The organism is Aquimarina sp. I32.4 (assembly GCF_002924285.1).
Classification (GTDB): domain Bacteria; phylum Bacteroidota; class Bacteroidia; order Flavobacteriales; family Flavobacteriaceae; genus Aquimarina.
Genome location: NZ_PGUB01000013.1, coordinates 29896 through 54470 on the forward strand (window position 1 = coordinate 29896; position 24575 = coordinate 54470).

The 24575-nt window shown below is 33.2% G+C and carries 19 protein-coding genes; 5 read left to right on the forward strand and 14 right to left on the reverse strand.

The features are described 5' to 3' along the window. Nucleotides 1-106: 106 nt before the first annotated feature. From CVD18_RS04570 to CVD18_RS04600, 7 genes are all read right to left on the reverse strand, one after another. Complete coding sequence (locus CVD18_RS04570) at nt 107-970, reverse strand: RNA polymerase sigma factor RpoD/SigA (protein ID WP_024772554.1); 864 nt, start codon at nt 968-970, stop codon at nt 107-109. 288 nt (nt 971-1258) lie between these two features. Beyond that, nucleotides 1259-3451 carry a polyribonucleotide nucleotidyltransferase gene (locus CVD18_RS04575; protein ID WP_103864266.1) on the reverse strand — a complete coding sequence of 731 codons (2193 nt, stop codon included), beginning with the start codon at nt 3449-3451 and terminating at the stop codon, nt 1259-1261. 225 nt (nt 3452-3676) lie between these two features. Next, nucleotides 3677-3946: a 30S ribosomal protein S15 gene (gene rpsO, locus CVD18_RS04580; RefSeq protein WP_103864267.1), complete on the reverse strand. Its 270-nt coding sequence runs from the start codon at nt 3944-3946 to the stop codon at nt 3677-3679. Nucleotides 3947-4173: 227 nt separating this feature from the next. Next, nucleotides 4174-7044 carry a GNAT family N-acetyltransferase gene (locus CVD18_RS04585; protein ID WP_103864268.1) on the reverse strand — a complete coding sequence of 957 codons (2871 nt, stop codon included), beginning with the start codon at nt 7042-7044 and terminating at the stop codon, nt 4174-4176. A 252-nt stretch (nt 7045-7296) separates the two neighbouring features. Next, entirely contained in the window at nt 7297-8154 is an 858-nt protein-coding gene (gene accD, locus CVD18_RS04590; protein ID WP_103864269.1) for an acetyl-CoA carboxylase, carboxyltransferase subunit beta, read from the reverse strand. Between the two features lie 61 nt (nt 8155-8215). After that, complete coding sequence (gene fbaA / locus CVD18_RS04595; RefSeq protein ID WP_103864270.1) at nt 8216-9283, reverse strand: class II fructose-bisphosphate aldolase; 1068 nt, start codon at nt 9281-9283, stop codon at nt 8216-8218. Between the two features lie 151 nt (nt 9284-9434). Further along, nucleotides 9435-12023 carry a BamA/TamA family outer membrane protein gene (locus tag CVD18_RS04600; RefSeq protein WP_233194470.1) on the reverse strand — a complete coding sequence of 863 codons (2589 nt, stop codon included), beginning with the start codon at nt 12021-12023 and terminating at the stop codon, nt 9435-9437. Between the two features lie 23 nt (nt 12024-12046). Between CVD18_RS04600 and CVD18_RS04605 the strand changes: the two genes are divergently transcribed. Further along, the gene (locus CVD18_RS04605) at nt 12047-12778 is read left to right on the forward strand and encodes an RNA methyltransferase (protein WP_103864271.1); all 732 of its coding nucleotides are present in this window, start codon (nt 12047-12049) and stop codon (nt 12776-12778) included. Nucleotides 12779-12785: 7 nt separating this feature from the next. Here CVD18_RS04605 and CVD18_RS04610 read toward each other — a convergent pair whose 3' ends face one another. After that, on the reverse strand, nt 12786-13496 hold the full coding sequence (locus CVD18_RS04610) for a porin family protein (RefSeq protein ID WP_103864272.1): 711 nt from the start codon (nt 13494-13496) through the stop codon (nt 12786-12788). 89 nt (nt 13497-13585) lie between these two features. Beyond that, nucleotides 13586-14317 carry a bifunctional demethylmenaquinone methyltransferase/2-methoxy-6-polyprenyl-1,4-benzoquinol methylase UbiE gene (ubiE, locus tag CVD18_RS04615; RefSeq protein ID WP_103864273.1) on the reverse strand — a complete coding sequence of 244 codons (732 nt, stop codon included), beginning with the start codon at nt 14315-14317 and terminating at the stop codon, nt 13586-13588. Nucleotides 14318-14735: 418 nt separating this feature from the next. On the opposite strand from ubiE, the gene trkA reads away from it, so the two are divergent. Both trkA and CVD18_RS04625 read left to right on the forward strand, forming a co-directional pair. Beyond that, nucleotides 14736-16085 (forward strand): Trk system potassium transporter TrkA, encoded by a 1350-nt coding sequence (gene trkA / locus CVD18_RS04620; RefSeq protein WP_103864274.1) that lies wholly within the window; start codon nt 14736-14738, stop codon nt 16083-16085. A 1-nt stretch (nt 16086) separates the two neighbouring features. Then, nucleotides 16087-17583 carry a TrkH family potassium uptake protein gene (locus CVD18_RS04625; RefSeq protein ID WP_103864275.1) on the forward strand — a complete coding sequence of 499 codons (1497 nt, stop codon included), beginning with the start codon at nt 16087-16089 and terminating at the stop codon, nt 17581-17583. Nucleotides 17584-17608: 25 nt separating this feature from the next. Here CVD18_RS04625 and CVD18_RS04630 read toward each other — a convergent pair whose 3' ends face one another. The 3 genes from CVD18_RS04630 to CVD18_RS04640 all read right to left on the reverse strand — a co-directional run bounded on the left by CVD18_RS04630 (nt 17609) and on the right by CVD18_RS04640 (nt 20461). Continuing rightward, nucleotides 17609-17893: a hypothetical protein gene (locus CVD18_RS04630; protein ID WP_103864276.1), complete on the reverse strand. Its 285-nt coding sequence runs from the start codon at nt 17891-17893 to the stop codon at nt 17609-17611. A 233-nt stretch (nt 17894-18126) separates the two neighbouring features. Continuing rightward, complete coding sequence (locus CVD18_RS04635) at nt 18127-19335, reverse strand: pyridoxal phosphate-dependent aminotransferase (protein WP_103864277.1); 1209 nt, start codon at nt 19333-19335, stop codon at nt 18127-18129. A 28-nt stretch (nt 19336-19363) separates the two neighbouring features. Then, on the reverse strand, nt 19364-20461 hold the full coding sequence (locus CVD18_RS04640; RefSeq protein WP_103864278.1) for an acyl-CoA desaturase: 1098 nt from the start codon (nt 20459-20461) through the stop codon (nt 19364-19366). A gap of 143 nt (nt 20462-20604) precedes the next feature. On the opposite strand from CVD18_RS04640, the gene rsmG reads away from it, so the two are divergent. Next, complete coding sequence (rsmG, locus tag CVD18_RS04645; protein WP_103864279.1) at nt 20605-21234, forward strand: 16S rRNA (guanine(527)-N(7))-methyltransferase RsmG; 630 nt, start codon at nt 20605-20607, stop codon at nt 21232-21234. 130 nt (nt 21235-21364) lie between these two features. Here the strand turns inward: rsmG and CVD18_RS04650 are convergent, their stop codons facing one another. Further along, the gene (locus CVD18_RS04650) at nt 21365-21823 is read right to left on the reverse strand and encodes a GNAT family N-acetyltransferase (protein WP_103864280.1); all 459 of its coding nucleotides are present in this window, start codon (nt 21821-21823) and stop codon (nt 21365-21367) included. A 77-nt stretch (nt 21824-21900) separates the two neighbouring features. Further along, entirely contained in the window at nt 21901-23529 is a 1629-nt protein-coding gene (pruA, locus tag CVD18_RS04655; protein WP_103864281.1) for an L-glutamate gamma-semialdehyde dehydrogenase, read from the reverse strand. A 319-nt stretch (nt 23530-23848) separates the two neighbouring features. On the opposite strand from pruA, the gene CVD18_RS04660 reads away from it, so the two are divergent. Further along, nucleotides 23849-24568 (forward strand): NRDE family protein, encoded by a 720-nt coding sequence (locus CVD18_RS04660; RefSeq protein WP_103864282.1) that lies wholly within the window; start codon nt 23849-23851, stop codon nt 24566-24568. Nucleotides 24569-24575 lie beyond the last annotated feature (7 nt).

Genomic DNA, 24575 nt, shown 5'->3' on the forward strand with positions numbered 1-24575 from the left:
ATAATTTTATAAATGAAAAAACCTCCAGTAATCAGCTGGAGGTCATTCATCAATCAAAAAACGAACAGTTATGTTATAAAACTGTTTGTAGTCGCAATTTAGGAATTTATCCTAAATAAGTCTTTAATATTTTACTTCTAGATGTATGTTTTAATCTTCGAATAGCTTTTTCTTTGATCTGGCGAACACGTTCACGAGTCAAGTCAAAAGTTTCTCCTATTTCTTCGAGAGTCATAGGGTGTTGATCTCCAAGACCAAAGTATAATCGTATTACGTCTGCTTCTCTTGGTGTAAGAGTTTCCAGAGCTCTCTCGATCTCTGTACGTAGCGATTCATGCAATAAAGTTCTATCAGGATTAGGAGATTCCCCAGAATTTAATACATCATATAGGTTTGAGTCTTCTCCTTCAACTAGGGGAGCATCCATACTTACATGACGACCAGAATTCTTCATAGACTCTTTGACATCATTAATCGTCATATCTAGCTCTTTTGCAATTTCTTCAGCACTTGGTGGGCGCTCATGAGATTGCTCTAAGAAAGCATATGTTTTATTGATCTTATTGATCGATCCAATTTTGTTTAATGGCAAACGCACAATACGTGATTGTTCTGCCAAAGCTTGTAGTATAGATTGACGAATCCACCATACAGCATAGGATATGAATTTAAAACCTCTGGTTTCATCAAAACGTTTAGCAGCTTTTATAAGCCCTAGGTTACCTTCATTAATTAAATCAGGAAGGGTTAGTCCTTGATTTTGATATTGTTTTGCAACAGATACCACAAATCTAAGGTTTGCCTTTGTTAATTTTTCAAGGGCTCTCTCATCACCAGCTTTAATTCGCTGTGCTAATTCTACTTCTTCATCCGCAGTAATAAGGTCTACTTTTCCTATCTCTTGCAAATACTTATCCAGCGATGCAGTCTCACGATTCGTTACCTGCTTCGTAATTTTAAGTTGTCTCATCTATGTTCTCCTTGAAGTTTAATTGTGAATATTTAGGGCTTTTTATTTATTATACGTAATATGTTATAGAAATGTTACAAAAACATTGTTTTTTTTTATTTTTTTGCCGTACCAATTGTTTTTTAATGTTTTAGATGTTTCGTTTTTGGAATTAATAAAAGGATATTTTGTAGAAAGGGTTAAAGCTATTATTCTAGAGGAAGTAAAGATGTTTTTATTAGAAAATGAATTATATGCAAAAAAAAATGCCTTCAATATTTTGAAGGCATTTTCTGTTTTTATAGATAATTAATTATCTTTTTGCTCTTTGCGAGGAGGTCTTTTGTCTCCTCTTGGCTTATCACTACCTTCAGGCCTAGGAGGTCTTGGTAGTAATGCTTTTCTAGAAACTTTTTCTTTACGTGTTCTAGAGTCAATACCAAAGTATTTTACATCAAAAACATCACCCATGTTTACAACATCGCTAACATTCTCTGTACGTTCCCACGCTAATTCTGAAACATGAAGTAAAACTTCATTACCAGGAGCTTCCAGATATTCTACTACAGCTCCAAAATCAAGCATTTTGATTACTTTAACCTCGTATACACTACCTACTACTGGTTTAAAAGTAATAGAGTCAATCTTGGCTAATACAGCATCGATTCCTTCTTGATCTGTACCAAGAATCTCTACATTTCCTTCTTCTGTAACAGGATCTTCATTGATAACGATAGTAGTACCAGTTGTCTTTTGTAATTCTTGAATTACCTTACCACCAGGTCCAATCAATGCACCAATAAAGTCTCCAGGAATTGTCTTGGTAACCATCTTTGGAGCATGTGCTTTTACATCTGCATTTGGTGTTTCAATGGTGTCTGTCAATTTCTCAAGAATATGTAAACGACCATCAGCAGCTTGTTTCAAGGCATTTACAAGGATTTCATAAGAAAGCCCTTTTACTTTGATGTCCATTTGGCAAGCAGTAATACCATCAGCAGTACCAGTTACTTTAAAATCCATATCCCCTAAGTGATCTTCATCACCAAGGATATCAGATAAAACAGCATATTTTCCTGTTTCACCATCAGAAATTAATCCCATAGCAATACCAGAAACTGGTTTTATCATTTGTACACCAGCATCCATCAAGGCCATAGTTCCAGAACATACGGTTGCCATAGAAGAAGAACCATTAGATTCTAGAACTTCTGATACTACACGCACAGTATATGGGCAATCGGCAGGAATCATACCTTTTAGGGCACGTTGTGCTAAATTACCGTGACCTACTTCTCTACGAGAAGTTCCTCGAATTGGTCTTGCTTCACCGGTACAGAAAGGAGGGAAGTTATAGTGAAGGTAGAATGTTTCTTCTCCTTCATAAGATGGCATATCAATTTGATTTGCTTCTCTAGAAGTTCCTAAAGTCACTGTTGCTAGTGCTTGAGTTTCTCCTCTTGTAAATATAGAAGAACCGTGGGTAGAAGGTAGGTAATCAACCTCACACCAGATTGGTCTGATCTCATCAGTCTTACGACCATCTAGACGTAATCCTTCGTTTAAAGTAAGATCACGAATAGCAGCTTTTTCTGCTTTGTAAAAATATTTGGATACTAAATCACCAAAATCTTCTAGTTCTTCTTCAGAAAAAGTAGCAGTTATTTCTTCTTTTATTTCAGAAAAAGCTAAGCCACGTTCCTTTTTAGAAGAACCAGCTTTTGCTATTGCGTATACTTTATCATACGCCATATCATGAATTTTCTTAGCTAGATCTTCTTCTTCTCTTTCAGGTTCGTATTCTCTAACTTCTTTTTTTCCAAAGGCTTCTGCTAATTTAATCTGAGCAGCACATTGTATTTTTATGTGATCGTGCGCAAATTTAATGGCTTCTACCATTTCTTCTTCACTAATCTCTTTCATCTCACCTTCAACCATCATTACAGAATCTGCAGAAGCACCAATCATCATATCGATGTCTGATTCTTCTAGTTGCGCTCGTGTTGGGTTGATGATAAATTCACCATTTATACGTCCTACACGTGCTTCTGAAATAGCACACTCAAAAGGGAAATCTGATAATTGTATTGCTGCAGATGCGGCTAATCCTGCCATAGCATCTGGCATAACATCGTCATCATGAGACATCAATTGGATCATTACCTGAGTTTCAGCATGATAATCCTTTGGGAATAATGGTCGTAATACACGATCTACTAAACGCATTGTTAGTACTTCACCGTCACTTGGTCTAGCTTCTCTTTTGAAAAAACCACCAGGATAACGACCTGCGGCTGCAAATTTTTCTCTATAATCTACAGTCAATGGTAGAAAATCAACATCACTTTGTTTGTAATTTGAAACAACTGTACATAATAACATACACTTGCCAGATTGTACAACAACAGAGCCATGTGCCTGTTTTGCTAATTTTCCAGTTTCGATAGATATCTCTCTACCGTCACCAAGGTCTATGACCTCTTTATAAACTTTTGGAATCATATTTTTTTGATTCTAACATATCAGTTTTAATCATATAGATAATATCTGATATAGTTAATTAAACATTGGTTTTCCGTCTTACTTGGGCGGACAAGGTTGTGTTGTTGTTGTTGTTGTAATTGCGCAACCAATGAAAAACTAAGGCATGCATCTAAACTTCTGAAAAAGAATAGATGTTTTTTAATTTATTACAATAAAAAAAAGAGGCGCGCAGCCTCTCTTTTATTACTTTCTCAATCCTAATTCTTTTACAATAGCACGATATCTCATGATGTGTTTCTTGTTAAGGTAGTCAAGCAAGTCTCTACGTTTACCTACTAGTTTTACTAAAGAACGCTCTGTATTATAATCTTTACGATTCTTTTTTAAGTGCTCAGTAAGATGAGTAATTCTGTGTGTAAACAATGCGATCTGACCTTCTGCTGAACCAGTATCGCTTTTTGTCTTACCGTGTTTTGAAAAAATTTCTTCTTTAACTTCTTTTGTTAAATACATTCCAATATTATTTAAATGATTTTTATGTATTGATAACGTTTTGCTATCAGCGTGCAAATATAGTGTTTTTTGAATTATGATTTACATCTTATGTCAAAAAATGGCGAAGCTTATTAATAACTATACAGATTATAAAATGCTATCAGTGATGGTTTTAAGGTAGTGACTATAAAACGATTTATTAATGTTTGATACATTCTCTTTTTGATAATGTGTTGTAATAAAATTTATTGAACAGGAAATATCATTTTGGTTTTAGTCTCTAAGACCTCTACTACTCTTGCTCCTAGTTTTTTATAAAACTCTATGAGATTGATTCCTTCTTTGCTATGTGTTTTACAGTAGAATAAAGCCTGAGAATATTTTGATAGTTTAGAAATACGCAGCATACTTTTTACAATCAATTTACCGATTCCTTTGGATTGGTATTTTTTTCTGATACACATGGTATCAAAAAATATAGTGTGACCTAATAAAGAAGGATCGTAATAACATAAGCTCGATGCAATGGGGATGTTATTATCTTTTATAATAGCAAGAAATATATCGTTGTACTTTGATCTTTCTTTTAATTCTTCTTTGTTATATCGTAAATCAACATCAAATTCTTTTTCAAGATCAATAACTGTTTGAAGCGCATTGTGGTCTAAATTTAATAATATCTCTACTTCAGGAGATGCAATGGTGTTTTTTAGGTTGGCTACAAGTTCTTTTTTTAACAGATCAAAATAGACTGTGTTTTCTGGTATTTTTAATGAAAGTGATTTGATTAAAAGATTGCTGTTTGATTTTGAATAATTAGAAGTTACTTCAAATCCATTCTTTTTATAAAATTTAAGTAGGTTTTCAGAATTATTTCCTTTTTCTGTAAGAACATATATTTGCGAGAAACCTTCAAAAAGTGAAAGCTTTGAATATAACTGCAATACAATTTGTCCTAATCCTAGATTTTGTTTTTCTGCAATTATACCTATAGTGTCTAGATATATAATGTCATTTGGTAGGTATGGACTTATGTAGGATAAAATAAAGCCAATAGGTGTTTTGTTCTCATAAATCATTAGTATTTGAGATGCTTTTTGTTGCAGCCTTTTTTTAATATCATCAGAGCAGTATCTTAATTCATTAGAGAAAGAACTTTTTTCAATAGACATGAGTTTGTCTATTAATGCATCATCAAATGTTTTGTCAATAATTTCAATGGAAGGGTTAGAAATTTTTTTACCAAGTGTGATGGTGTATTCATCGATGACTTCTTTTTTTCTTTCTTTAATGGTGGTATTATGATAATCAGGACGACGATCAATTGACATTGTTGGACTATAAAAACTCGTTTTTTCTTTTTTAGAGATCTGTGTGGTCAATTTATTCTCTTTAATAAAAGCTTCTACATCAATTTCAAATACTCCTGTGTTTCCATCCATTAGTTTCTCTACTTTGTTTATGCCAACTTGAGTGAATCCATAATCAATGACGCCTTTTAATGGAGTATTGTATCCTAGAGCAACAGTATAATGATGTTTGGAGGTGTAAGAAGAGTGAAGGGCTGTGTTGTTAGGGTCTACAGATTCAAAATAATACTCTTTATGGTAAGTGATGCTAGATTGTTTCTCTCTATGGTTTTTTATGTAGTTAACAAAATTTATTGGTTTGCCATAGGGAGCGGCAAAGACAATTACTTTTTTACTTCCTGCTTGGTGAGCATCAATTACTATTGAGTTTAGAATAAATTTCATAGTACCATTATTACCTCTTAATTCAAGAAGGCGATTATCATACTCTACCGTATCTACTAATATAGTTTTTTGATCAGATTTGTTTACTCCTAGGTACAATGTGGCTATTCCTAGAAATTCCTGATAAGGTTCCAGCCAAAATTCAATGATTGGAGTTGTTGGATTAAGTGTTAAACGGGTTATCTCTCCGTGAAAAAGCCCTGAAGGCTTGAATATACAGCAAGATAATCGCTTGTTGTCAAACAGTAATTCTGGTAAGCTTTTTGAACTTCGGGTTGCATATAGTTTTCTTGGTTTTGGGAGTTCACCATCATAATTTTGAAGAATGTCTTTGAGGTAGTCTAATTCTAACTTAAGATTGTTAATTTGAGTTTCATCATTAAAATCATCTTGTTTTTTTAATATAGAATGACCTTTGTCTAGGGCAGGGGTAATACAATGAATGATTTCTAAAGCTGCATTTTTATCTTTTTTCTCTTTGAGTAAAGAATAAGGTTCTTTGATTGTATTGAATAATTTGTTTCTATTTTGTTTAATGTCTATTTCTGGTTTTTCGTTTTTGCCTCCCAATATTTTTTTGATAATGTCTAGTAATCTTATATCCCATTCAGATTGTTTTTCTAGTTTGCTGGGACCAATACTTTGAATTAAAGAAGAGTTGAAAACTATATAATCTGTGTCATACCCTTTATAAGATATTTTTCTTACTACTTCTTGGGTGATTTTGTCATTTTTATAATAGGAATGTAAGTCTCCATAAGTGCTGATTTTTTGAAAATAAATACCAATAGTAGGATCTTCTGATAGAAATGATCCAATTGATTCTAGTAATCGTATTTTGCTTCTTAGTGTAAGATTGATGTTTTTTGAGATGGACTCAGCTTTACCAGATAATAATCCCATATATTGAAATAAAATTTCATCAAGAATCTTTGTTATTTTTTCACTTTCAATAAAAGACACGGTATTTTCAGAAAAACTACTATTGTAGTAACTCTCTTTGAGAAGTTTTGATAACGCTTTATAGTGTTTAGAAGGAATTATGCTTAGTAGTTTATAGTGTAGTAACAAGTTTTCAGGATGATAGTTTTTTTTATTGGTTACAATATCAAGGTAGCCAACGATTTCTGAAATGTCATTTAATTTATAATTAGATAGTGAATTCAAGAATTGTAATGAAGAAATACCTATACTTTGCAAATCTTCAAGTAAATTTTTGAACGTATTTTTAGTGTAATCATTGGGGTTTGTAATCTCTGGTTTAGTGAGTAAGGTCTTAAGTACGCTAGGTTTTTTATTAGGTAGAAGTTTTGATGTTAAAACGTATGAATCAGATTTCGTGATAAGAGTGCTTCTTTTCATGGTCTTATTATTTTTCGAATTATGAGTAAAATTCTAGATAGGGGACTATGATAAGGGGAGGAAGCTATAGATGAGAAAATAATATTTCTCTTATTATCTAAATGCTTTAGGTAGCAAAAATATAAGATAAATAGCTGATAAGCAAGAGTTTAATATCCCTTTTGGTAAGGGGTGAATCCCTCATTTTGTGATGCTATGAATAAACAAACCCGACATAAAGTCGGGTTTGTTATTATATAGAAAGTAATGTGTTTAATTTGCTAAAGGTCTGTTTAGAATCAGATCTAAATAGAGATTTACCTTTTGTTTTAATTCATGTCTTGGGGTTATGAAATCAAGAAACCCATGTTCTTTTAGGAACTCAGAAGTTTGGAAGCCTTCTGGTAATTCTTTTCCTGTAGTATCTCTTACAATTCGAGGTCCTGCAAAACCGATTAAGGCCCCAGGTTCGGCAATATTGATATCACCTAGCATTGCAAAAGAGGCAGTAGTACCTCCTGTTGTTGGGTCTGTACATAATGATATGTATGGTATTCCAGCGTCAGCTAATTGTGCTAGTTTTGCAGATGTCTTTGCTAATTGCATTAATGATAATGCAGCTTCCATCATACGAGCACCTCCTGATTTAGAGATAATCATAAAAGGAACTTTGTGTTTGAGTGAATAGTTGGCGGCACGGGCAATTTTTTCACCTACAACGCTTCCCATTGATCCTCCGATAAATGAAAAATCCATACAAGCAATAACCAGATCTTTACCACAAGATTTTCCTACTGCTGTTCTTACAGCATCTTTAAGATTTGTTTTTTCTTGAGCTTCTTTGATACGATCGACATATTTCTTTTTGTCTTCGAATTTAAGAGGGTCTTTTGAAGTAATATTCTTATCAAGTTCTTTGAATTTATTGTCGTCAAATAATATCTCAAAATATTCTTTACTACCTATTCTTACATGATACCCATCTTCTGGGCTTACATAGAAATTTTTTTCAAGTTGTTCTGCATCTACAATTTTTCCTGTAGGAGATTTGTACCAAAGTCCTTTTGGGACATCTTTTTTATCTTCGGTAGCAGTCTGTATACCTTTTTGTGTTCTCTTAAACCAAGCCATAAAGTTATAATTAAAAAAAGCTGAAACGTCACGAATGAGTTTCAGCTTTGGTTTTCAATAGTTATAATGTGTTTACATTATTTAAATCTTCGAATGCCTTTTTTAGACGGTTTTTGAAAGTGACTTCACCTTCTCGTAACCATTTTCTAGGATCATAATATTTTTTATTAGGCTCTTCAGACCCTTCAGGGTTTCCTATTTGCTTTTTTAAGTATTCGATATTATTTATCATATAATCACGAATCCCTTCATTAAAAGCAAACTGAAGATCAGTATCAATATTCATTTTAATAACACCATATCCAATCGCTTCTCTAATCTCTTCTAGTGTAGATCCACTTCCTCCATGAAATACAAAATCGATGTGGTTATGTTCGACTCCATATTTTTCTGAAATATGTTCCTGAGAATTTTTAAGAATTTTTGGTGTTAATTTTACATTACCAGGTTTGTATACCCCATGTACATTACCAAAAGCAGCAGCTACTGTAAATTTATCACTTACTTTGCTTAGCTCTTCATATGCATAGGCAACTTCTTCTGGTTGTGTGTATAATTTAGAGTCATCTACATCACTATTGTCTACTCCGTCTTCTTCTCCACCAGTGATTCCTAGTTCTATTTCTAAAGTCATACCCATTTTACTCATACGAGCTAAGTATTCTTTACAAATCTCTATATTTTCTTCGATTGACTCTTCAGACAAATCGATCATATGAGAACTATACAATGGTTTTCCTGTTTCTTTGTAAAAGATTTCTCCAGCATCTAATAAACCGTCAATCCAAGGTAGTAGTTTTTTTGCACAGTGGTCAGTATGCAAAATTACAGGTACCCCATAGGCCTCTGCCATTAAATGTACATGTTTAGCTCCTGCAACAGCTCCTGCTATTGCAGATTTTTGATTTTCATTTGATAGCCCTTTTCCTGCATTAAATTGGGCGCCACCATTAGAAAATTGAATGATAACAGGAGAATTTAAATCTGCAGCAGTTTCTAAAACTGCATTAATCGAATTAGAACCGATTACATTAACTGCAGGTAACGCAAAGGCTTTTTCCTTGGCATATTTAAAAATAGCCTGCACTTCGTCTCCTGTAGCAACTCCTGGTTTGATGTTGTGACTCATAATTTAGTTTTGGTTTATAAGGCTACAAAAATAGTAAAATAATACAGAAACCGACACGATTAGAAGAATCATTGAATATTGAAGCTAACCTATTGTTTTTTAGGTAAAAAGTAATTGTTTTTTTGTACTTGTATTATTTAATTGATAAGAATTAAAATGGATAATTGATTCCAAAATTATAGACAGCCTCAGAAAAATTATACCCCTTAAACCATCTTTTGTCTTCATCACTTGCAGGGTTAAATGTCTTGAAGCCAACATCAAGCCTTAGAACAAAAAAGTTAAAATCGTATCGAAGCCCAAAACCAGTTCCAACAGCTATTTCTTGTATGTCATCTAGTCTAGAAAAGACAGCGTCTTCTTCTTCTACACTATCAAGAGCATTCCAGATATTTCCAGCATCAACAAATAAAGCCCCATGAAGTGATCCTAAAATATTATAGCGATACTCTGCATTTAATGCAATTTTCATGTTAGCTTCATTAAATTCATCTCTTCCGCCACTACTTCCTGGTCCTAAATCATAGACTAGCCATGCTCGGTTATCATTAGGTCCTCCTCCAAAGAAACTTCTTGCAAAAGGAATGCTATTGGCATTGCCGTAAGGAATCGCAATACCACCAAATGCTCTAAAAGCAATTATATTTTTTCTTCCCAGATCCCAATGTTTTATATAATCCAGTTCTGTTTTTGCATATTGAGAGAACTCAACACCAAATATTTCAAAACGATCATTAGAATTTTCTTTTAAGCTAGCAAGGTTAGAAATGGTCCTTAGTACATTTCCTGCGAGTTCTACTTTTGCTCTGAATCTAGAGTAGCTTTCGTCGTATAAGTTTTCTCTATTATTTTTTGTGTATGTGTAGCTAGAAGCAAAAATTAAGTTGTCTTCGGTAAGGCGAACTTTTCGTTCATTGATATTGCGTATTTCTTGTATTTGACTAGCGATTAAATCGAAATTAGGATTTGGACTTGGACTTAGCGATTGAGCAATAAATCCATTAGCGCCTCTAGGAATACTTAATGAGGTAGAAACGCCATCATTTGGTTGAGAAAAGAATGCAGAACTTGGCTCAAGAACTTGATTGGCAATATTGTTTAGTTTGCTGTAGGAAGCATTATAGATATTGAAGTAATTGCTAGTGTTTAGGTTTCTAACATACTGTACATTTACAATGTCAAGCTGATTAGTTACTATGTTATTAGGTTTCCATCTATAATTAAAGACTCCTGTGGCATTCTGTTTATCAAGACCAATGTTTTGTTGAACATTCATCCCAAAAATAAGATTGGTGACAGGAGACATATATTTAGGAATAATTTTATTGGTCTTTAGAGGGAATATTATTTTGGGAAAAGTTAATTTTACGTCAGTACCTACTTCAGATATATTAAAGAACTTCTCTCCTCCATCTACAGCATCACTAGAAGAACCGATACTTCCTCTTGCAGAGATCTCTAAAATTTCTGCCCCTCCAAAAATATTACGTATTAGGAGAGATCCTCCAAAACCAATTCCAAAAGCTTGAATATTTGAAGTTGATATATCAAAATCTATGTTAGTGCTATATTTTTTTCTAGGAGTTAGTAGAATATTGGCAATAAGGTTTTTTCCTGTTGGGTCTTTTGGGTCGTTCTTGTATCTTATATTTGGATATTTAAACGTTCTTAGGTTGTTGATTTGATTATGAGTAAGTGTACGATCTTTATCTCTAAATATTTTACCAGGAGTAATTAAGACAGAATTTGTGATTGCTTTACGAGTATACTTTATCTTATCAAAACCATAAATATGATAGCCTTTATAAGAAGTGCTGTCTTTGGGTTTTTGATTTCTGTTTTGATAAGAGTAATCAGTAAAAACATTTACTTTGCTTATTTTGTGGACCTTAAAAGGAGCTCTCGTAGTAGAATCTCCAATGGTAACAGGGCGATTTTTTATTAGTAGATTGAGGTTTACTTTATGGTCAGTACCAATAGTATCTGCATCAAATTTTATAAATTGTTTCTCAAAATGAAATAACCCTGAGTTTCTGTATAGAGAGGTTAGTCGTTCGCGTTCAGATTCTAGATCCAGAGTTTTGTATTGTTGTCCAGAAATAATAGCAGACTTGTCTATATGAAGTCTATATATAGAATCTGCAACTTTAGAAGCAATTTTAGTGTTTAGAGAATCAATAAAATAAGGATGATGAGGTTTTACAAAGTAATCTACAGAGGCTTTTTTAGTGTCCTCTTTTGTGATTTTATAATCTATTTTATTATTAAACCATCCATTGTTCCAATAATATGACTGAAGTCTTTTTACAGAACGTTTGACTTTGGATTCATTTATTATAGAAGGAGGTTCTCCAGTGCTTTTTAGCCATTCATTAATACGGTGCAGTCCTACGCCTAATCGATCCACTTGTTTTTTGGATAGCAATTTTATTAATTTTTTTTCTCGATTTGGTGTTCTGGTCAGCCAATCTTGATATAGTGAATCCTGATTTGTTTTAGCAAGATTATATATATGTAGTCTAATAGGGATTCCTAGTAGTTTGATATTTGGTTTTTGGTATAATTGACTATACAATTTAGGGTCTTTGCTTTTAGTACTATCAACAAAAATTTGATTGTTGTCTAGTAAGTACTTTTTTTCTGGTACTCTTTTTACCGCATTACATGAAAATAAAAAAGCGATAGTTAGCGTAATTAATAATATTTTTGTCAGAAAGTGTTTCAACCCGAATTTATTCATTGATTCAAAAATACATTATTTGTATGGTTAGCAAAAACCAAAAGAAACTAATAAATAGTTTATATCAAAAAAAGTACCGAAAACAACATGGGTTGTTTGTTGTAGAAGGTAAAAAAGTAATAAAAGAACTGTTAGAAGCTGGATTTAAGCTTCATTCTGTTTATACAACAGAAGCAAATATCTTTGATTGCCCCGAAGAATTAATGTGGAGTACAACCAAGGAAGAGTTAAAACAGATTAGTTTTTTGACAACACCTCAGGTGGCTGTAGCTCTTTTTTATGTGCCTAAATCTGAAGAAGTGAGATCAGAAGGGGTTATTTTGGTATTAGATGATATACGTGACCCTGGTAATTTGGGAACTATCATTAGGTTGTGTGATTGGTTTGGAATTAAAGATTTGGTTTGCTCCATGCAAACAGTAGATTGTTATAACCCAAAAGTTATTCAAGCAACTATGGGGTCAATAACAAGAGTGAATATTAATTATTTGGATTTGAAAGATTTTTTAAATTCAAAACAATCAAATGTGAGAGTTTTTGGAACTTTTATGGATGGACGCTCTATTTATGAAGAGAAATTGACTGAGAATGGAGTGATTGTTATGGGGAATGAAGCAAACGGGATTTCTTCTGAAATACAAGAATTGATTACCGATAGAATTACAATACCACGATTTGGATTACATAAAAAAACAGAAAGTTTAAATGTAGCTACGGCAACAGCTATAGTTCTCAATGAATTCAAAAGACCATGATTTATAACTACTGAAAAGTAAAGTTTATAAATACTCCTCTTGTAGACATTTTATCTATAGTAGAAGTATAAGGACTATTAGGGTCGTTATCTTTTATGAGCTCATCAGACATTGCAAAGACACCTCTTATTGATGGCGTAAATTTAAAATAGTGTAAATATAAATCTACACCAAAACCAATTTCATAGTAATTAGTGTTTGTTTTCATTCTAAATTGCCCAGCACTATTATCATCAGGGTTATCCTCGTTACTGGATAAATTTATAGAGGTAGAAACACCTCCAACAATAAAAGGTTTTATGTTGTTGATTCTTTTTGTTGATACCTTTAGTAATAACGGGATGTGAACATATGTAGATTTAACTTCTCTTACAGACTGAAGGTTTGAAGTAAATTCAGGGTTAGAAAATTCTAAATTCCTGGTATTGAATGTTACCATTGGTTCTAATCTCAAGTCTAGATAGTCATTTATTCTCATGTTCCCTAAGAGTCCAACGCTAAACCCCGTTGAGGCATCATGTATAATATCTGTGTCTAGTGGAGCATCTGCGGTATAATCAAAATTAAAATCATAAAAATTAAACCCAAGAATATAACCATAACTAAATCGTGGTTTATCAAAATTCTGGAGATTTTGTACTTTTTCTTTAGTAAATAGCTGTGCGCTCAGGTTTTGAGTACATGCTAAAACAATTAGTAAGATAAATATTCTTTTCATGTAAATTAAAATTAACCTTTTACTAGTTTATATCTTCCTTGTCATTTGTTTTGGGACTACGATTATCTTAGTCACTTTTTTGTGCTTTTTTATTTTTTGGTTGCGGTATAAATAGTTGCAACGCCAAAAGTTCTAGGATTATCTTTGACTTCTATAAACCCGATTTTTTTCAAAATATTGTTGAATGCTTCTCCATAAGGAAAAGCAGCAGCACTTTTGCTTAGGTATGAATAAGCAGTTTTGTCTTTAGAAAATAACCGTCCGATAAGGGGGAGGATTTTTGTAGAATAGAGGTTGTAGCCTTGTTTATATGGTGCCTTAGTTGGTATAGATGTTTCTAGGACGACAAAAATACCACCAGGTTTAAGCACTCTAAGAATTTCTGAAAGGCCTTTTTCAAGATTTTCAAAATTTCGTACTCCAAACGCTACTGTAATTGCATCAAAATAATTTTCTTTATAAGGTAGATTCTCACTATCCCCTTGAACCATACTAATAATGGTGTTTAATTTTTTTTCTGCGATTTTATGTTTCCCTATTTCTAGCATTCCACTAGAAATGTCAAGACCTATAATTTCAGAAGCACCAGTTTGTGATAGATTAATTGCAAGATCACCAGTTCCTGTAGCAACATCCAATATTCTTTTTGGATTTGTTTTGCCAACAAGTTGAACCACTTTCTTTCGCCATTTGATGTCAATACCAAAAGAAATAACACGATTTAGTCCGTCATAGTCTTCTGATATAGTATCAAACATCTCTGCAACCTGTTCTTTTTTAGATCTGGTTTTGTCTTTATATGGAGTTATTTTTTCTGACATTCAAAAAATTTAGGCAAATATACATTTTTGATATTGAACTTATCCTGAGTTTTTCTCTTTAAGCAAAAAATATACTATGGGTAGAATACCTTCTATATGATATCTTATTAGTAAGAAGAAAAAAAAGTAGAGAGTCTATTTGTAATGAAAGAATCCTTAATTTCTGGTGGAAAAGAAGTTTTGTATTCGTTTTTTTAAGATGAATATAGATGGTTTTTACAATAATTATGCAATGATATGGGTTGTTTTGTAGAGAGTTAGGTGCTAGTGTGTGTCTAGATTTTACCAGTTAGCCAATTTACATTATCTTTGTAGACTTTTATATGCTAAGATGTAGATTTTTTACTATTTCAACATAAATAATATGTCTTGGTTTTACTTTACCTATAGATTAGATGAAAAACAATAAACTTAACCAATGAAAATCATTATTGCCGGAGCTGGTGAGGTAGGATTTCATTTGGCCAAATTTCTCTCGTTTGAGTCTCAGGATATCACACTTATAGATACAGATAAGGAATGCCTTAATTATGCAGATACACATTTGGATATTAGGGTTATCAAAGGAGACTCTACTTCTATTGCCATTCTAAAAGAGGCAAGAGTAGATAATGTTGATATGGTGATCAGTGTTACTTCTAGCGAGACTACAAATATTACGATATGTGTATTAGCAAAACAACTTGGAGCTAAACGAACGATTGCAAGGATTTCTAACACAGAATTTATAGAAAACAAAGAAGAAGTAGGGTTTATTAAATTTGGTATAGATGAGCTGATTTCTCCAGAAGCACTAGCTGCTAGTGAGATAGAGTTGCTTCTTAATCAATCAGCATTCCATAATAGTTACGAGTTTGAGAATGGAGCGTTAACTATGGTGGGTACAACCTTATCAAAAGAAGCTTTGTTTGTTGGGAAAACAGTAAGAGAGGCGGCAGAAGTGTTTCCGGAACTACATTTTATGCCTATAGCTATTCAACGCTATGGGACTCAATATACTTTGATACCAAGAGGCGATACAACTTTCAAAGAAAATGATCAAGTGTATTTTGTAACTTCAAAGGGAGGGGTAGAAGAACTTTATAAGTTGACAGGAAAGGTAAAAGAACAAATCAAAAATGTTATGATCCTAGGAGGTAGTAAGATAGGTTATAAAACCTCTCTCGATCTTTGTGATCATAAATTTAGAGTAAAACTAATAGAAAAAGATAAAGAAAAAGCTTTTGATCTGGCAGATGATTTGCCTAATGCAATGATAATAAATGGTGATGGACGCAATGTAGAGCTGTTGCAAGAAGAAGGTATTAATGCGATGGATGCTTTTATTGCGGTTACTGGTAATTCTGAAACTAATATTATGTCTTGCTTGGTAGCAAAATCTAAAGGAGTAAGAAAAACAATTGCTCTTGTAGAGAATATGGATTATTTTCAGTTGTCTCATTCTATTGGAATAGATACATTGATAAATAAAAAACTTTTGGCTGCCAATAATATCTTTAGATTTATTAGAAAAGGAGAGGTTGTTGCGATGACCAAACTTAATAATATGAATGCTGAGCTGTTAGAGTTTGTTGTGAAATCTACATCAGAGGTGAGTGATAATTTGATAAAAGACTTAGACTTTCCACGATCGGCTATAATTGCAGGAGTTATTAGAAATGGAGAAGGAATGATCCCTCTGGGAGATTTTTATATTCAAGCAGGAGACAGGGTAGTAGTATGTTGTTTGCCAAAATCAATAAAAAAAATAGAAAAGCTTTTCCTCTAATATGTACAAGGTAAACTATAGGATTATTTCACATATCATGGGGCTTTTGTTGCTCTGCAATGGTGGGTTTATGTTGATGGCAACGATTGTTAGCTTTATATATAAAGATGGCGTTACATTACAAATTATGATGGCATCTTTGGCTACCATGTTTGTTGGGATTGCATTGATGTTTGTGACTAGAAATCACCAAAAAGTAATCAATAAAAAAGACGGGTATATTGTAGTGACATTTGGTTGGATATTTATGTCTCTAAGTGGAACTTTACCGTATTTATTTTCTGGAGCAATACCATCTATTACCAATGCGTTTTTTGAAACGATGTCTGGGTATACTACTACTGGAGCGTCTATCCTTAATGAAATTGAAATTATTCCTAAAGGTGTTTTGTTTTGGCGTAGTTTAACTCATTGGATTGGTGGTATGGGGATCATCGTATTGGCAATTGCCATTTTACCTCTTTTAGGTATAGGTGGAATGCAGCTATTTGCAGCAGAAGCTCCAGGGCCTAGTGCAGATAAGTTACATCCTAGAATTACAGATACTGCAAAACGATTGTGGTTGATTTATGTTGGATATACTGCAGCAGAAACTATTCTTTTAAAACTTGCAGGAATGAATTTCTTTGATGCAATTAATCATGCATTAAGTACTTTATCTACTGGTGGATTTTCTACCAAAAATGCAAGTGTTGCTTATTGGAATGATCAACCAATAATACAGTACATTATTATATTGTTTATGTTTTTGGCAGGTATGAATTTTGTACTTAGTTATTTTGGGTTTAAAGGAAAAGTTCAGAAAATAATTAAAGATGAGGAGTTTAAGTTTTATTCTCTCTTTGTAATTGTGTTTACATTGATCGCTGCAGTAGTGATATATTATAGAGCAGATGTAACGATTTCTTCTATAGATCATCCTATGGTGTGGGGGAGAGCAGAAAGTGCTTTTAGGCATGCATTATTTCAAGTCTTGGCAGTGATAACCACTACAGGGTTTGTGAGTGCAGATTTTACCATGTGGACTCCTTTTTTAACAGTTTTTTTCTTCGGGATTATGTTTTTAGGGGGATCTGCTGGGTCAACATCAGGAGGAATAAAAGTGATGAGACACTTGATTACAATTAGAAATGGGATTTTAGAATTTAAACGAACGTTGCATCCAAGAGCAGTATTACCTGTGCGATATAATACTAGAGCGGTTTCTAAAGAGATCGTGTTCAATATACTTGCCTTTTTTATACTGTATATGCTTTCATTTATAATTGGAGCTGTTGTGTTGGGGGCATTAGGGCTAGATTTTGAAACCGCAATAGGAGGGGCAGCTTCTTCTTTAGGGAATATAGGTCCAGCCTTTGGTAAGCTTAGCCCAGTTAATAACTTTGACGTATTGCCTGATTTTGGGAAATGGTGGTGTAGTTTCCTTATGTTGATAGGTAGGTTAGAGCTTTTTACAGTGTTGATACTTTTAACCCCATTTTTCTGGCGTAATAGATAGCACTAATAAAATAACTGTATTTATATTATTGCATCTGCCATTCCCATGAAGAATTTGGGATCATAGGCCATAATTCTGTAACTTTTTTGATAGTGTCTTTTACGGTGCCTTTGATGCTCTCAGGTTCCATGTCTTCAATAAAAAAGATGTCTAATATCGACTCATAGTATACAGCATAATTAATGCTTAATTCTCGATCTGGTTTGATGTTTAAAATTTCATCATCTGTCGTTTGAGAAACGTCAAAATTTTCTTTAAAAATTTGAAGGATATTTTTTTTGACGATACGTTCTTTTTCTAGAGTATTCATAATGATTGTGGCGTTAAGTGGTTTTTTCTGAACATATGCTTTGTGGTGAAAAACAAGTATTCATGGGTATGATAAAAAGTATAACTCTAATTTCGTTTTTTTAGTATCAAAAAATGTTTTTTTATGTTGTAAAATAAGGTTAAAATTTGTTTGTGTTTTCTTAAAAAATAAAAAAACCGATTACCTTATTATAAGGTAATCGGTTTTTTAGTGGCTTATTTTGTTGACTGTGTTTAGCTAATAGCTTTCTTTATTCGTTTGACAGCCTCTTTGATCTCTTCTGTACTAGCGGCATAAGAAATTCTAATGCTATTATCATTTCCAAAAGCAACACCAGTTACAGTTGCAACATTAGCTTTTTCCAGTAGAAACATGGAGAAATCTGTAGCATTTTTGATAGTTGTTCCCTCTATAGTTTTTCCAAAATAATATGAAACATCAGGAAAAACGTAAAAAGCACCTTCTGGTTCGTTACATTTAAAACCAGGGATTTCAGATAATAAGACTAAGATTAGTTTTCTTCGTTCCTTAAACTCATCTACCATGTATTGGATTTTACTTACGGGAGCTTCAAGAGCAGTAATTACAGCGCGTTGAGCAATACAATTTGCTCCACTGGTTACTTGCCCTTGTATTTTGTTGCAAGCTCGAGCGATTGTAGTTGGTGCTCCAATATAACCGATTCTCCAACCCGTCATGGCAAAAGCTTTGGCAACTCCATTTACAGTTACTGTTCTGTTGTGCATATCGTCAAATTCAGCCATTGATGCATGACTACCTATATAGTTGATGTGTTCGTATATTTCATCACTTACTACAATGATATCTGGATATTTCTGTAATACATCTGCTAGAGCTCTTAATTCTTCTTTGCTGTATATAGATCCACTAGGGTTACAAGGTGAGCTATACCATAACATTTTTGTATTAGGAGTAATGGCTTTTTCTAATTGTTCAGCCGTCATTTTAAAATCAGTATCAATAGAAGTTTTGACTTCTACAGGTACACCTTCAGCAAGTTTTACAATGTCGCTGTAACTTACCCAATATGGGCAGGGTAGTATAACTTCATCTCCAGGGTTTAGGTATACTTGAGCAACATTATAAAGAGATTGTTTGGCACCTGTTGATACTACAATTTGAGATCTGTCATAAGTAAGATTGTTATCACGTTTGAACTTTGTGATAATTGCATCTTTTAGTTCAACATAACCATCAACAGGAGTGTATGAGTTGTAGTCGTCATTTACCGCTTGTATTGCTGCTTCTTTGATGAAATCGGGCGTATTAAAGTCGGGTTCTCCTAGGCTTAAACCAATAATGTCTTTTCCTTCTCCTCTTAGCTCACGTGCTTTTGCTGCCATGGCTAGAGTAGCTGATGCTTTTAATGCATTAATTTTGTCTGATAACTGGATGTTTGTTTCTGATATTTGTGTGCTCATTTGTTAATCTGGTAAATAAAAGTTATGATTATTGTATAGCTGGTTTCATTCCCATTTCTTTAAGATGTCTAAAGTGTGCAATAACAGCCTTGCGTGTCGTTTTATATTCATTATATGGGAGATTGCATTCTAAAGCAGTTTGTTTTACAATCTTAGAAATTTTGGAATAATGAATATGACTTATGTGCGGGAAAATATGATGCTCTACTTGATGGTTTAACCCACCAGTAAACCAATTAACTATTTTGTTTCTTGTTGAAAAATTAACAGTGGTAAATAATTGATGTATAGCCCAAGTGTTTTTCATAGTTCCTGTTTTATCGGGTACAGGCATTTGCGCTTCTTCTACCATATGTGCTAATTGAAATACAACACTTAATATCAGTCCAGCAACATAATGCATGATAAAAAACCCTATCAAAATTTTCCACCAAGCAATAGACATAATGATCATTGGAACTACGATCCAGATCATAAGGTATATTATTTTGGTAATGACTACCGTGCTCCATTGTTTTAAGGGACTTGGGAGTTTACCATAAGAAAGTTTGCGGGCAAGATAATTTTTTGTTTGTTTGAAATCTGTTGTCAATGCCCAGTTAAAAGTTAATAAACCATATAAGAATATAGAGTAATAGTGTTGAAACTTATGAAAACGTCTCCATTTTGAATGTTTAGTGAAACGAATAATTCTACCAGCATCCATATCTTCATCATGACCATGAATATTGGTGTATGTATGATGCAATACATTGTGTTGTACTTGCCAGTTATATACATTTCCTGCAAGAATATACATGCTGCCTCCCATCAGTTTATTGATCCATTTTTTTGAAGAATATGATCCGTGATTACCATCATGCATGACATTCATTCCTACTCCAGCCATTCCTACTCCCATTACAATAGTGAGTAGTAACATCCACCATTGAGAAATATCTAATGTAAGAATTAAGAAATATGGGGTTAAGAATAGTGAGAACATAATAATTGTCTTGAAGTGTAACCTCCAATTTCCTGTTCGCTTAATGTTGTTTTCTTTAAAATATAGATTAACACGTTTATTTAGTGTCTTAAAGAATTTAGTTGAATCTACTCTGCTAAAACGTATATCGGGTGTAGTCATAAGTCCTGTGATTTAGGACAAAACGATGTTTGTCATAAAAATATTGGGTAAAGTTAGGTATTTAAATTTTTTTAAGTCTTTAAAAAGAAGTAAAATATATCAGTTTAACACGTATTTTTACACTTTAATTTATTTTGTTAAAAATGGACATTTTACTCAAGTACTTTCCTGAACTTACAGATGAACAGGTGATTAAGTTTTCGAAACTAGAAGAATTATATAAAGAATGGAATGCTAAGATTAATGTTATTTCTCGTAAAGACATAGAATCTTTGTATGAACGACATATTTTACACTCTTTAGGAGTGGCAAAGATTATGCAGTTTAAACCTGATACCCGTATACTAGATGTAGGAACAGGAGGGGGATTTCCTGGGGTACCATTGGCAATTTTGTTTCCAGATACTCAGTTTTATTTAGTTGATGTTATTGCAAAAAAAATAAAAGTGGTGAATGAAGTGGTACAGGCATTGGAGCTGCCAAATATAAAAGCAGAACAACGCAGAGCAGGAACGTTTGATGATCGTTTTGATTTTATAGTAAGCCGTGCTGTAACCAACATGCCAGATTTTGTGAAATGGATACGAAAAAATATAGCAAAAAAAAGCCAGCACGAATTGCATAATGGTATTTTGTATCTTAAAGGAGGGGACTTGGCTGAAGAATTAGCTCAGTTTCCTAAAGCTATAGAGCATAACCTTTCGGATTATTTTGAGGAGGATTTTTTTGAAACAAAGAAGGTAGTGTACTTGCCTTTGAAATATAAAATTTAAAAAAAAGTAAATACTTTTTTGAGTGTATCACTTGTAGATTTTTGGAGTCTGCAATAAAAGTGGCGTAGATGGAAGTTTATATCAGTTATACTTTGAATTTTATTACGGTAAATTCAAAGTGTAAATGGTATTACTCATTTAGATTTATTCGCATTTCTACAAAATGTTTTTCAAAACCTGCTTTTTCATAAGCTTTGATAGCTCGTGGGTTTTTCTCATATACAGTAAGTCTGATCTCTTTAATACCTTTTGTTTTAAACCAGTTATTGAGTGTTTGTAGTATTTGTTGACTTATGCCTTTACCTCTAAAGGTTTCTTCAACATATATGAATCCAATATAACCTAACTGTTTTTGTTCAAAAAAATCTTTTCTGTCTCTAATTTGTCCATATCCACTTCCTACGACTTTACCATCAATTTCTGCAACAATAACCTCTGTGTGTTTTGCGGTTATGTAAGATTCAATATCATAGTAAGATATTTTCCCCTTTTTTAGTGTTGGGTCCATAGGGCGTTCCGTTTCAATGATTTTTTGCTCAAAATGCAATAAAACAGGAAGGTCTTCTATATGTGCGGGTCTTATAGTCATAATGTAATAGAAATAAATATGATATAAATTAAATAAAAAAGCGCCTATTTGGCGCTTTTTTATTTAATTTATGTTGATTACTCTCCTAAGAAAGGGTATCTGTAATCAGCTGGAGAAACGAAAGTTTCTTTTATCATACGAGGAGATACCCAACGTAATAAGTTAAGGTATGATCCTGCTTTGTCATTTGTTCCTGATGCTCTAGCGCCTCCAAATGGTTGTTGGCCTACTACAGCTCCTGTACATTTATCATTTATATAGAAGTTACCAGCACAGTTTTCTAATGCTTTGGTAGCTTCAGCTGCAGCATAACGATCTGTAGAGAATATCGCTCCTGTTAAAGCGTACTCACTTGTACCGTCAACAAGCTCCAATGTTTCGTTCCATTGGTTGTCATCATAAACATAAATAGTAATTACAGGTCCAAATAGCTCAGTACACATTGTTGTGTATTTAGCATCTTTGGTAACAATTACGGTTGGTTCAATGAAATATCCTTTGGATTTATCATAGTTACCACCAGCAATAATTTCTGCATTAGTATCATTTTTTGCTTGATCAATGTATTTAGCGATTTTATCAAATGACCCTTCATGGATTACAGCAGTGATAAAATTACTCATATCCTCAGGAGATCCCATTTTGAAAGATGCAATGTCTTCTTTTAAGAATTTCTCTACATCTGCCCATAAACTTTTTGGGATATATGCTCTAGATGCAGCACTACATTTTTGTCCTTGAAACTCAAAAGCTCCACGAGATATTCCTGTAGCTACTTGTTTAGCATTAGCGCTTGGGTGAGCCATGATGAAGTCTTTACCACCAGTCTCTCCTACAATTCTAGGATATGTCTTGTAGTTGTGGATATTAGCTCCTATTTTTGCCCAAATATCTTTGAATACATGAGTGCTACCTGTAAAGTGAACTCCTGCAAAATCAGAACTAGCTAAAACAGTATCAGTAATCATTACAGGGTCTCCGTATACTACATTGATTACTCCGTCAGGTACTCCAGCCTCTTTAAAAATATCAACAATGATTTTTGCAGAATATATTTGGCTGTCACTAGGTTTCCATACAACAGTATTCCCCATCAAAGCAGCACTAGCAGGAAGGTTACCTGCAATTGCTGTAAAATTGAATGGAGTGATAGCATATACAAAACCTTCAAGCGGTCTATATTCTAGTCGGTTCCATGCAGCAGATGTAGAGTATGGTTGGTCCTCATAGATTTGAGTCATAAATTCCACATTAAAACGTAAGAAATCTATAAACTCACATGCAGCATCAATTTCTGCTTGAAATATATTTTTAGACTGAGCAAGCATAGTTGCTGCATTGATTTTTGCACGGTATGGTCCAGCAATAAGTTCTGCAGCTCTCAAAAATACTGCCGCACGTTGCTCCCAAGGGAGATCGGCCCATTTTTTTCTTGCTTCAATAGCAGTGTCAATAGCTTGTTGTATATGTTGCTTTTCTGCTTTATGGTATATTCCTAATGAATGTTGGTGATCGTGAGGAGGATTCATAGTGCCTGTATCCCCAGTTTTTATTTCTTCACCATTAATGTATAAAGGTACATCTATTGTTGAGTTGTACATTGCTTTGTATGTAGCCAGAACCTCTTCTCTTTCTGGTGTTCCAGGAGCATACGATTTTATGGGCTCATTTATTGCAGTAGGAACTTGAAAAAAACCTTTTGCCATGATGTGATGTGTTAATTTAAATTAGTAAGAATGTATTTGTCTAATGAATTAGTCATTTAAGATAGCAAAGATAGAAAATTATATAGGCTAAAATTTATTTTAACTTAGATTATGTATTAGAACTTTAGTATAGGAGTAAGAATCATAATAAAATAGTCTGTTTTATTGTGGTTTCAGCGTTAAATTAGAGTTTTTAATGTGAAATCTGAGTTTGAGGTTTTATGTCAAAAAAAATAGCATTGTATTTTGCTTTAAGAACATATTTAAGGAGTCTAATTTTTTTTGTAAGTTGTATAATGATTAACAGACTCAATTGCCTATGTGTACAGTTACTTTAATTCCAATTCAGGAAAATAATTTTATATTAACATCAAATCGAGATGAAGCGATCAACCGAAAAACACTACTACCTGAGTTCTATCAGGTCAATAAAACTAGAATGTTGTTTCCTAAAGATGCTGTGGCTGGAGGTACTTGGATAGGGCTTAGTGATAAAAATACAATGATATGTTTGCTTAATGGTGGTTTTGAAAATCATAAACGATTATCATCCTATAGAAAAAGTAGAGGAGTTGTGGTAAAAGATTTGCTAGAGTCGGATCATTTAGAAAAAACAATTTCAGAATATTCATATAGAGGTATTGAGCCTTTTACTATTGTTGCTGCCAATTGGAAATCTGACCTTTTGTTTTTTGAGTTGGTTTGGGATGGGAAACAAAAACATTTTAGAAGGCTAGAGAAAGATACCTATATATGGTCTTCTTCTACATTGTATACCAAAGAAATGAAAGCAACACGTAGAGAGTGGTTTAATTCTTATGAAAAACAACACACGCTTACTTCTGATTCTCTATTAGATTTTCATAAGAATGCAGGGGTGGGTGATAAAAATATTGATTTGCAGATAGATAGAGGGGGTTTGAAAACCAGAAGTGTAACTCAGATTGTAAAAAATGAAGAAGCGCTTGCTATGCGATATGAAAATTTACATAACCAAGAAGTTAGTACAGTGGCTTTTGAAACCATTACAGCCCAATAAGGTTAGT

Bases quoted from the DNA above. Each gene is read 5' to 3' on its own strand.
- CVD18_RS04570 (WP_024772554.1), bottom strand. From the start codon at position 970: ATGAGACAACTTAAAATTACGAAGCAGGTAACGAATCGTGAGACTGCA.
- CVD18_RS04575 (WP_103864266.1), bottom strand. From the start codon at position 3,451: ATGATTCCAAAAGTTTATAAAGAGGTCATAGACCTTGGTGACGGTAGA.
- rpsO (WP_103864267.1), bottom strand. From the start codon at position 3,946: ATGTATTTAACAAAAGAAGTTAAAGAAGAAATTTTTTCAAAACACGGT.
- CVD18_RS04585 (WP_103864268.1), bottom strand. From the start codon at position 7,044: ATGAAAAGAAGCACTCTTATCACGAAATCTGATTCATACGTTTTAACA.
- accD (WP_103864269.1), bottom strand. From the start codon at position 8,154: ATGGCTTGGTTTAAGAGAACACAAAAAGGTATACAGACTGCTACCGAA.
- fbaA (WP_103864270.1), bottom strand. From the start codon at position 9,283: ATGAGTCACAACATCAAACCAGGAGTTGCTACAGGAGACGAAGTGCAG.
- CVD18_RS04600 (WP_233194470.1), bottom strand. From the start codon at position 12,023: ATGAATAAATTCGGGTTGAAACACTTTCTGACAAAAATATTATTAATT.
- CVD18_RS04605 (WP_103864271.1), top strand. From the start codon at position 12,047: ATGGTTAGCAAAAACCAAAAGAAACTAATAAATAGTTTATATCAAAAA.
- CVD18_RS04610 (WP_103864272.1), bottom strand. From the start codon at position 13,496: ATGAAAAGAATATTTATCTTACTAATTGTTTTAGCATGTACTCAAAAC.
- ubiE (WP_103864273.1), bottom strand. From the start codon at position 14,317: ATGTCAGAAAAAATAACTCCATATAAAGACAAAACCAGATCTAAAAAA.
- trkA (WP_103864274.1), top strand. From the start codon at position 14,736: ATGAAAATCATTATTGCCGGAGCTGGTGAGGTAGGATTTCATTTGGCC.
- CVD18_RS04625 (WP_103864275.1), top strand. From the start codon at position 16,087: ATGTACAAGGTAAACTATAGGATTATTTCACATATCATGGGGCTTTTG.
- CVD18_RS04630 (WP_103864276.1), bottom strand. From the start codon at position 17,893: ATGAATACTCTAGAAAAAGAACGTATCGTCAAAAAAAATATCCTTCAA.
- CVD18_RS04635 (WP_103864277.1), bottom strand. From the start codon at position 19,335: ATGAGCACACAAATATCAGAAACAAACATCCAGTTATCAGACAAAATT.
- CVD18_RS04640 (WP_103864278.1), bottom strand. From the start codon at position 20,461: ATGACTACACCCGATATACGTTTTAGCAGAGTAGATTCAACTAAATTC.
- rsmG (WP_103864279.1), top strand. From the start codon at position 20,605: ATGGACATTTTACTCAAGTACTTTCCTGAACTTACAGATGAACAGGTG.
- CVD18_RS04650 (WP_103864280.1), bottom strand. From the start codon at position 21,823: ATGACTATAAGACCCGCACATATAGAAGACCTTCCTGTTTTATTGCAT.
- pruA (WP_103864281.1), bottom strand. From the start codon at position 23,529: ATGGCAAAAGGTTTTTTTCAAGTTCCTACTGCAATAAATGAGCCCATA.
- CVD18_RS04660 (WP_103864282.1), top strand. From the start codon at position 23,849: ATGTGTACAGTTACTTTAATTCCAATTCAGGAAAATAATTTTATATTA.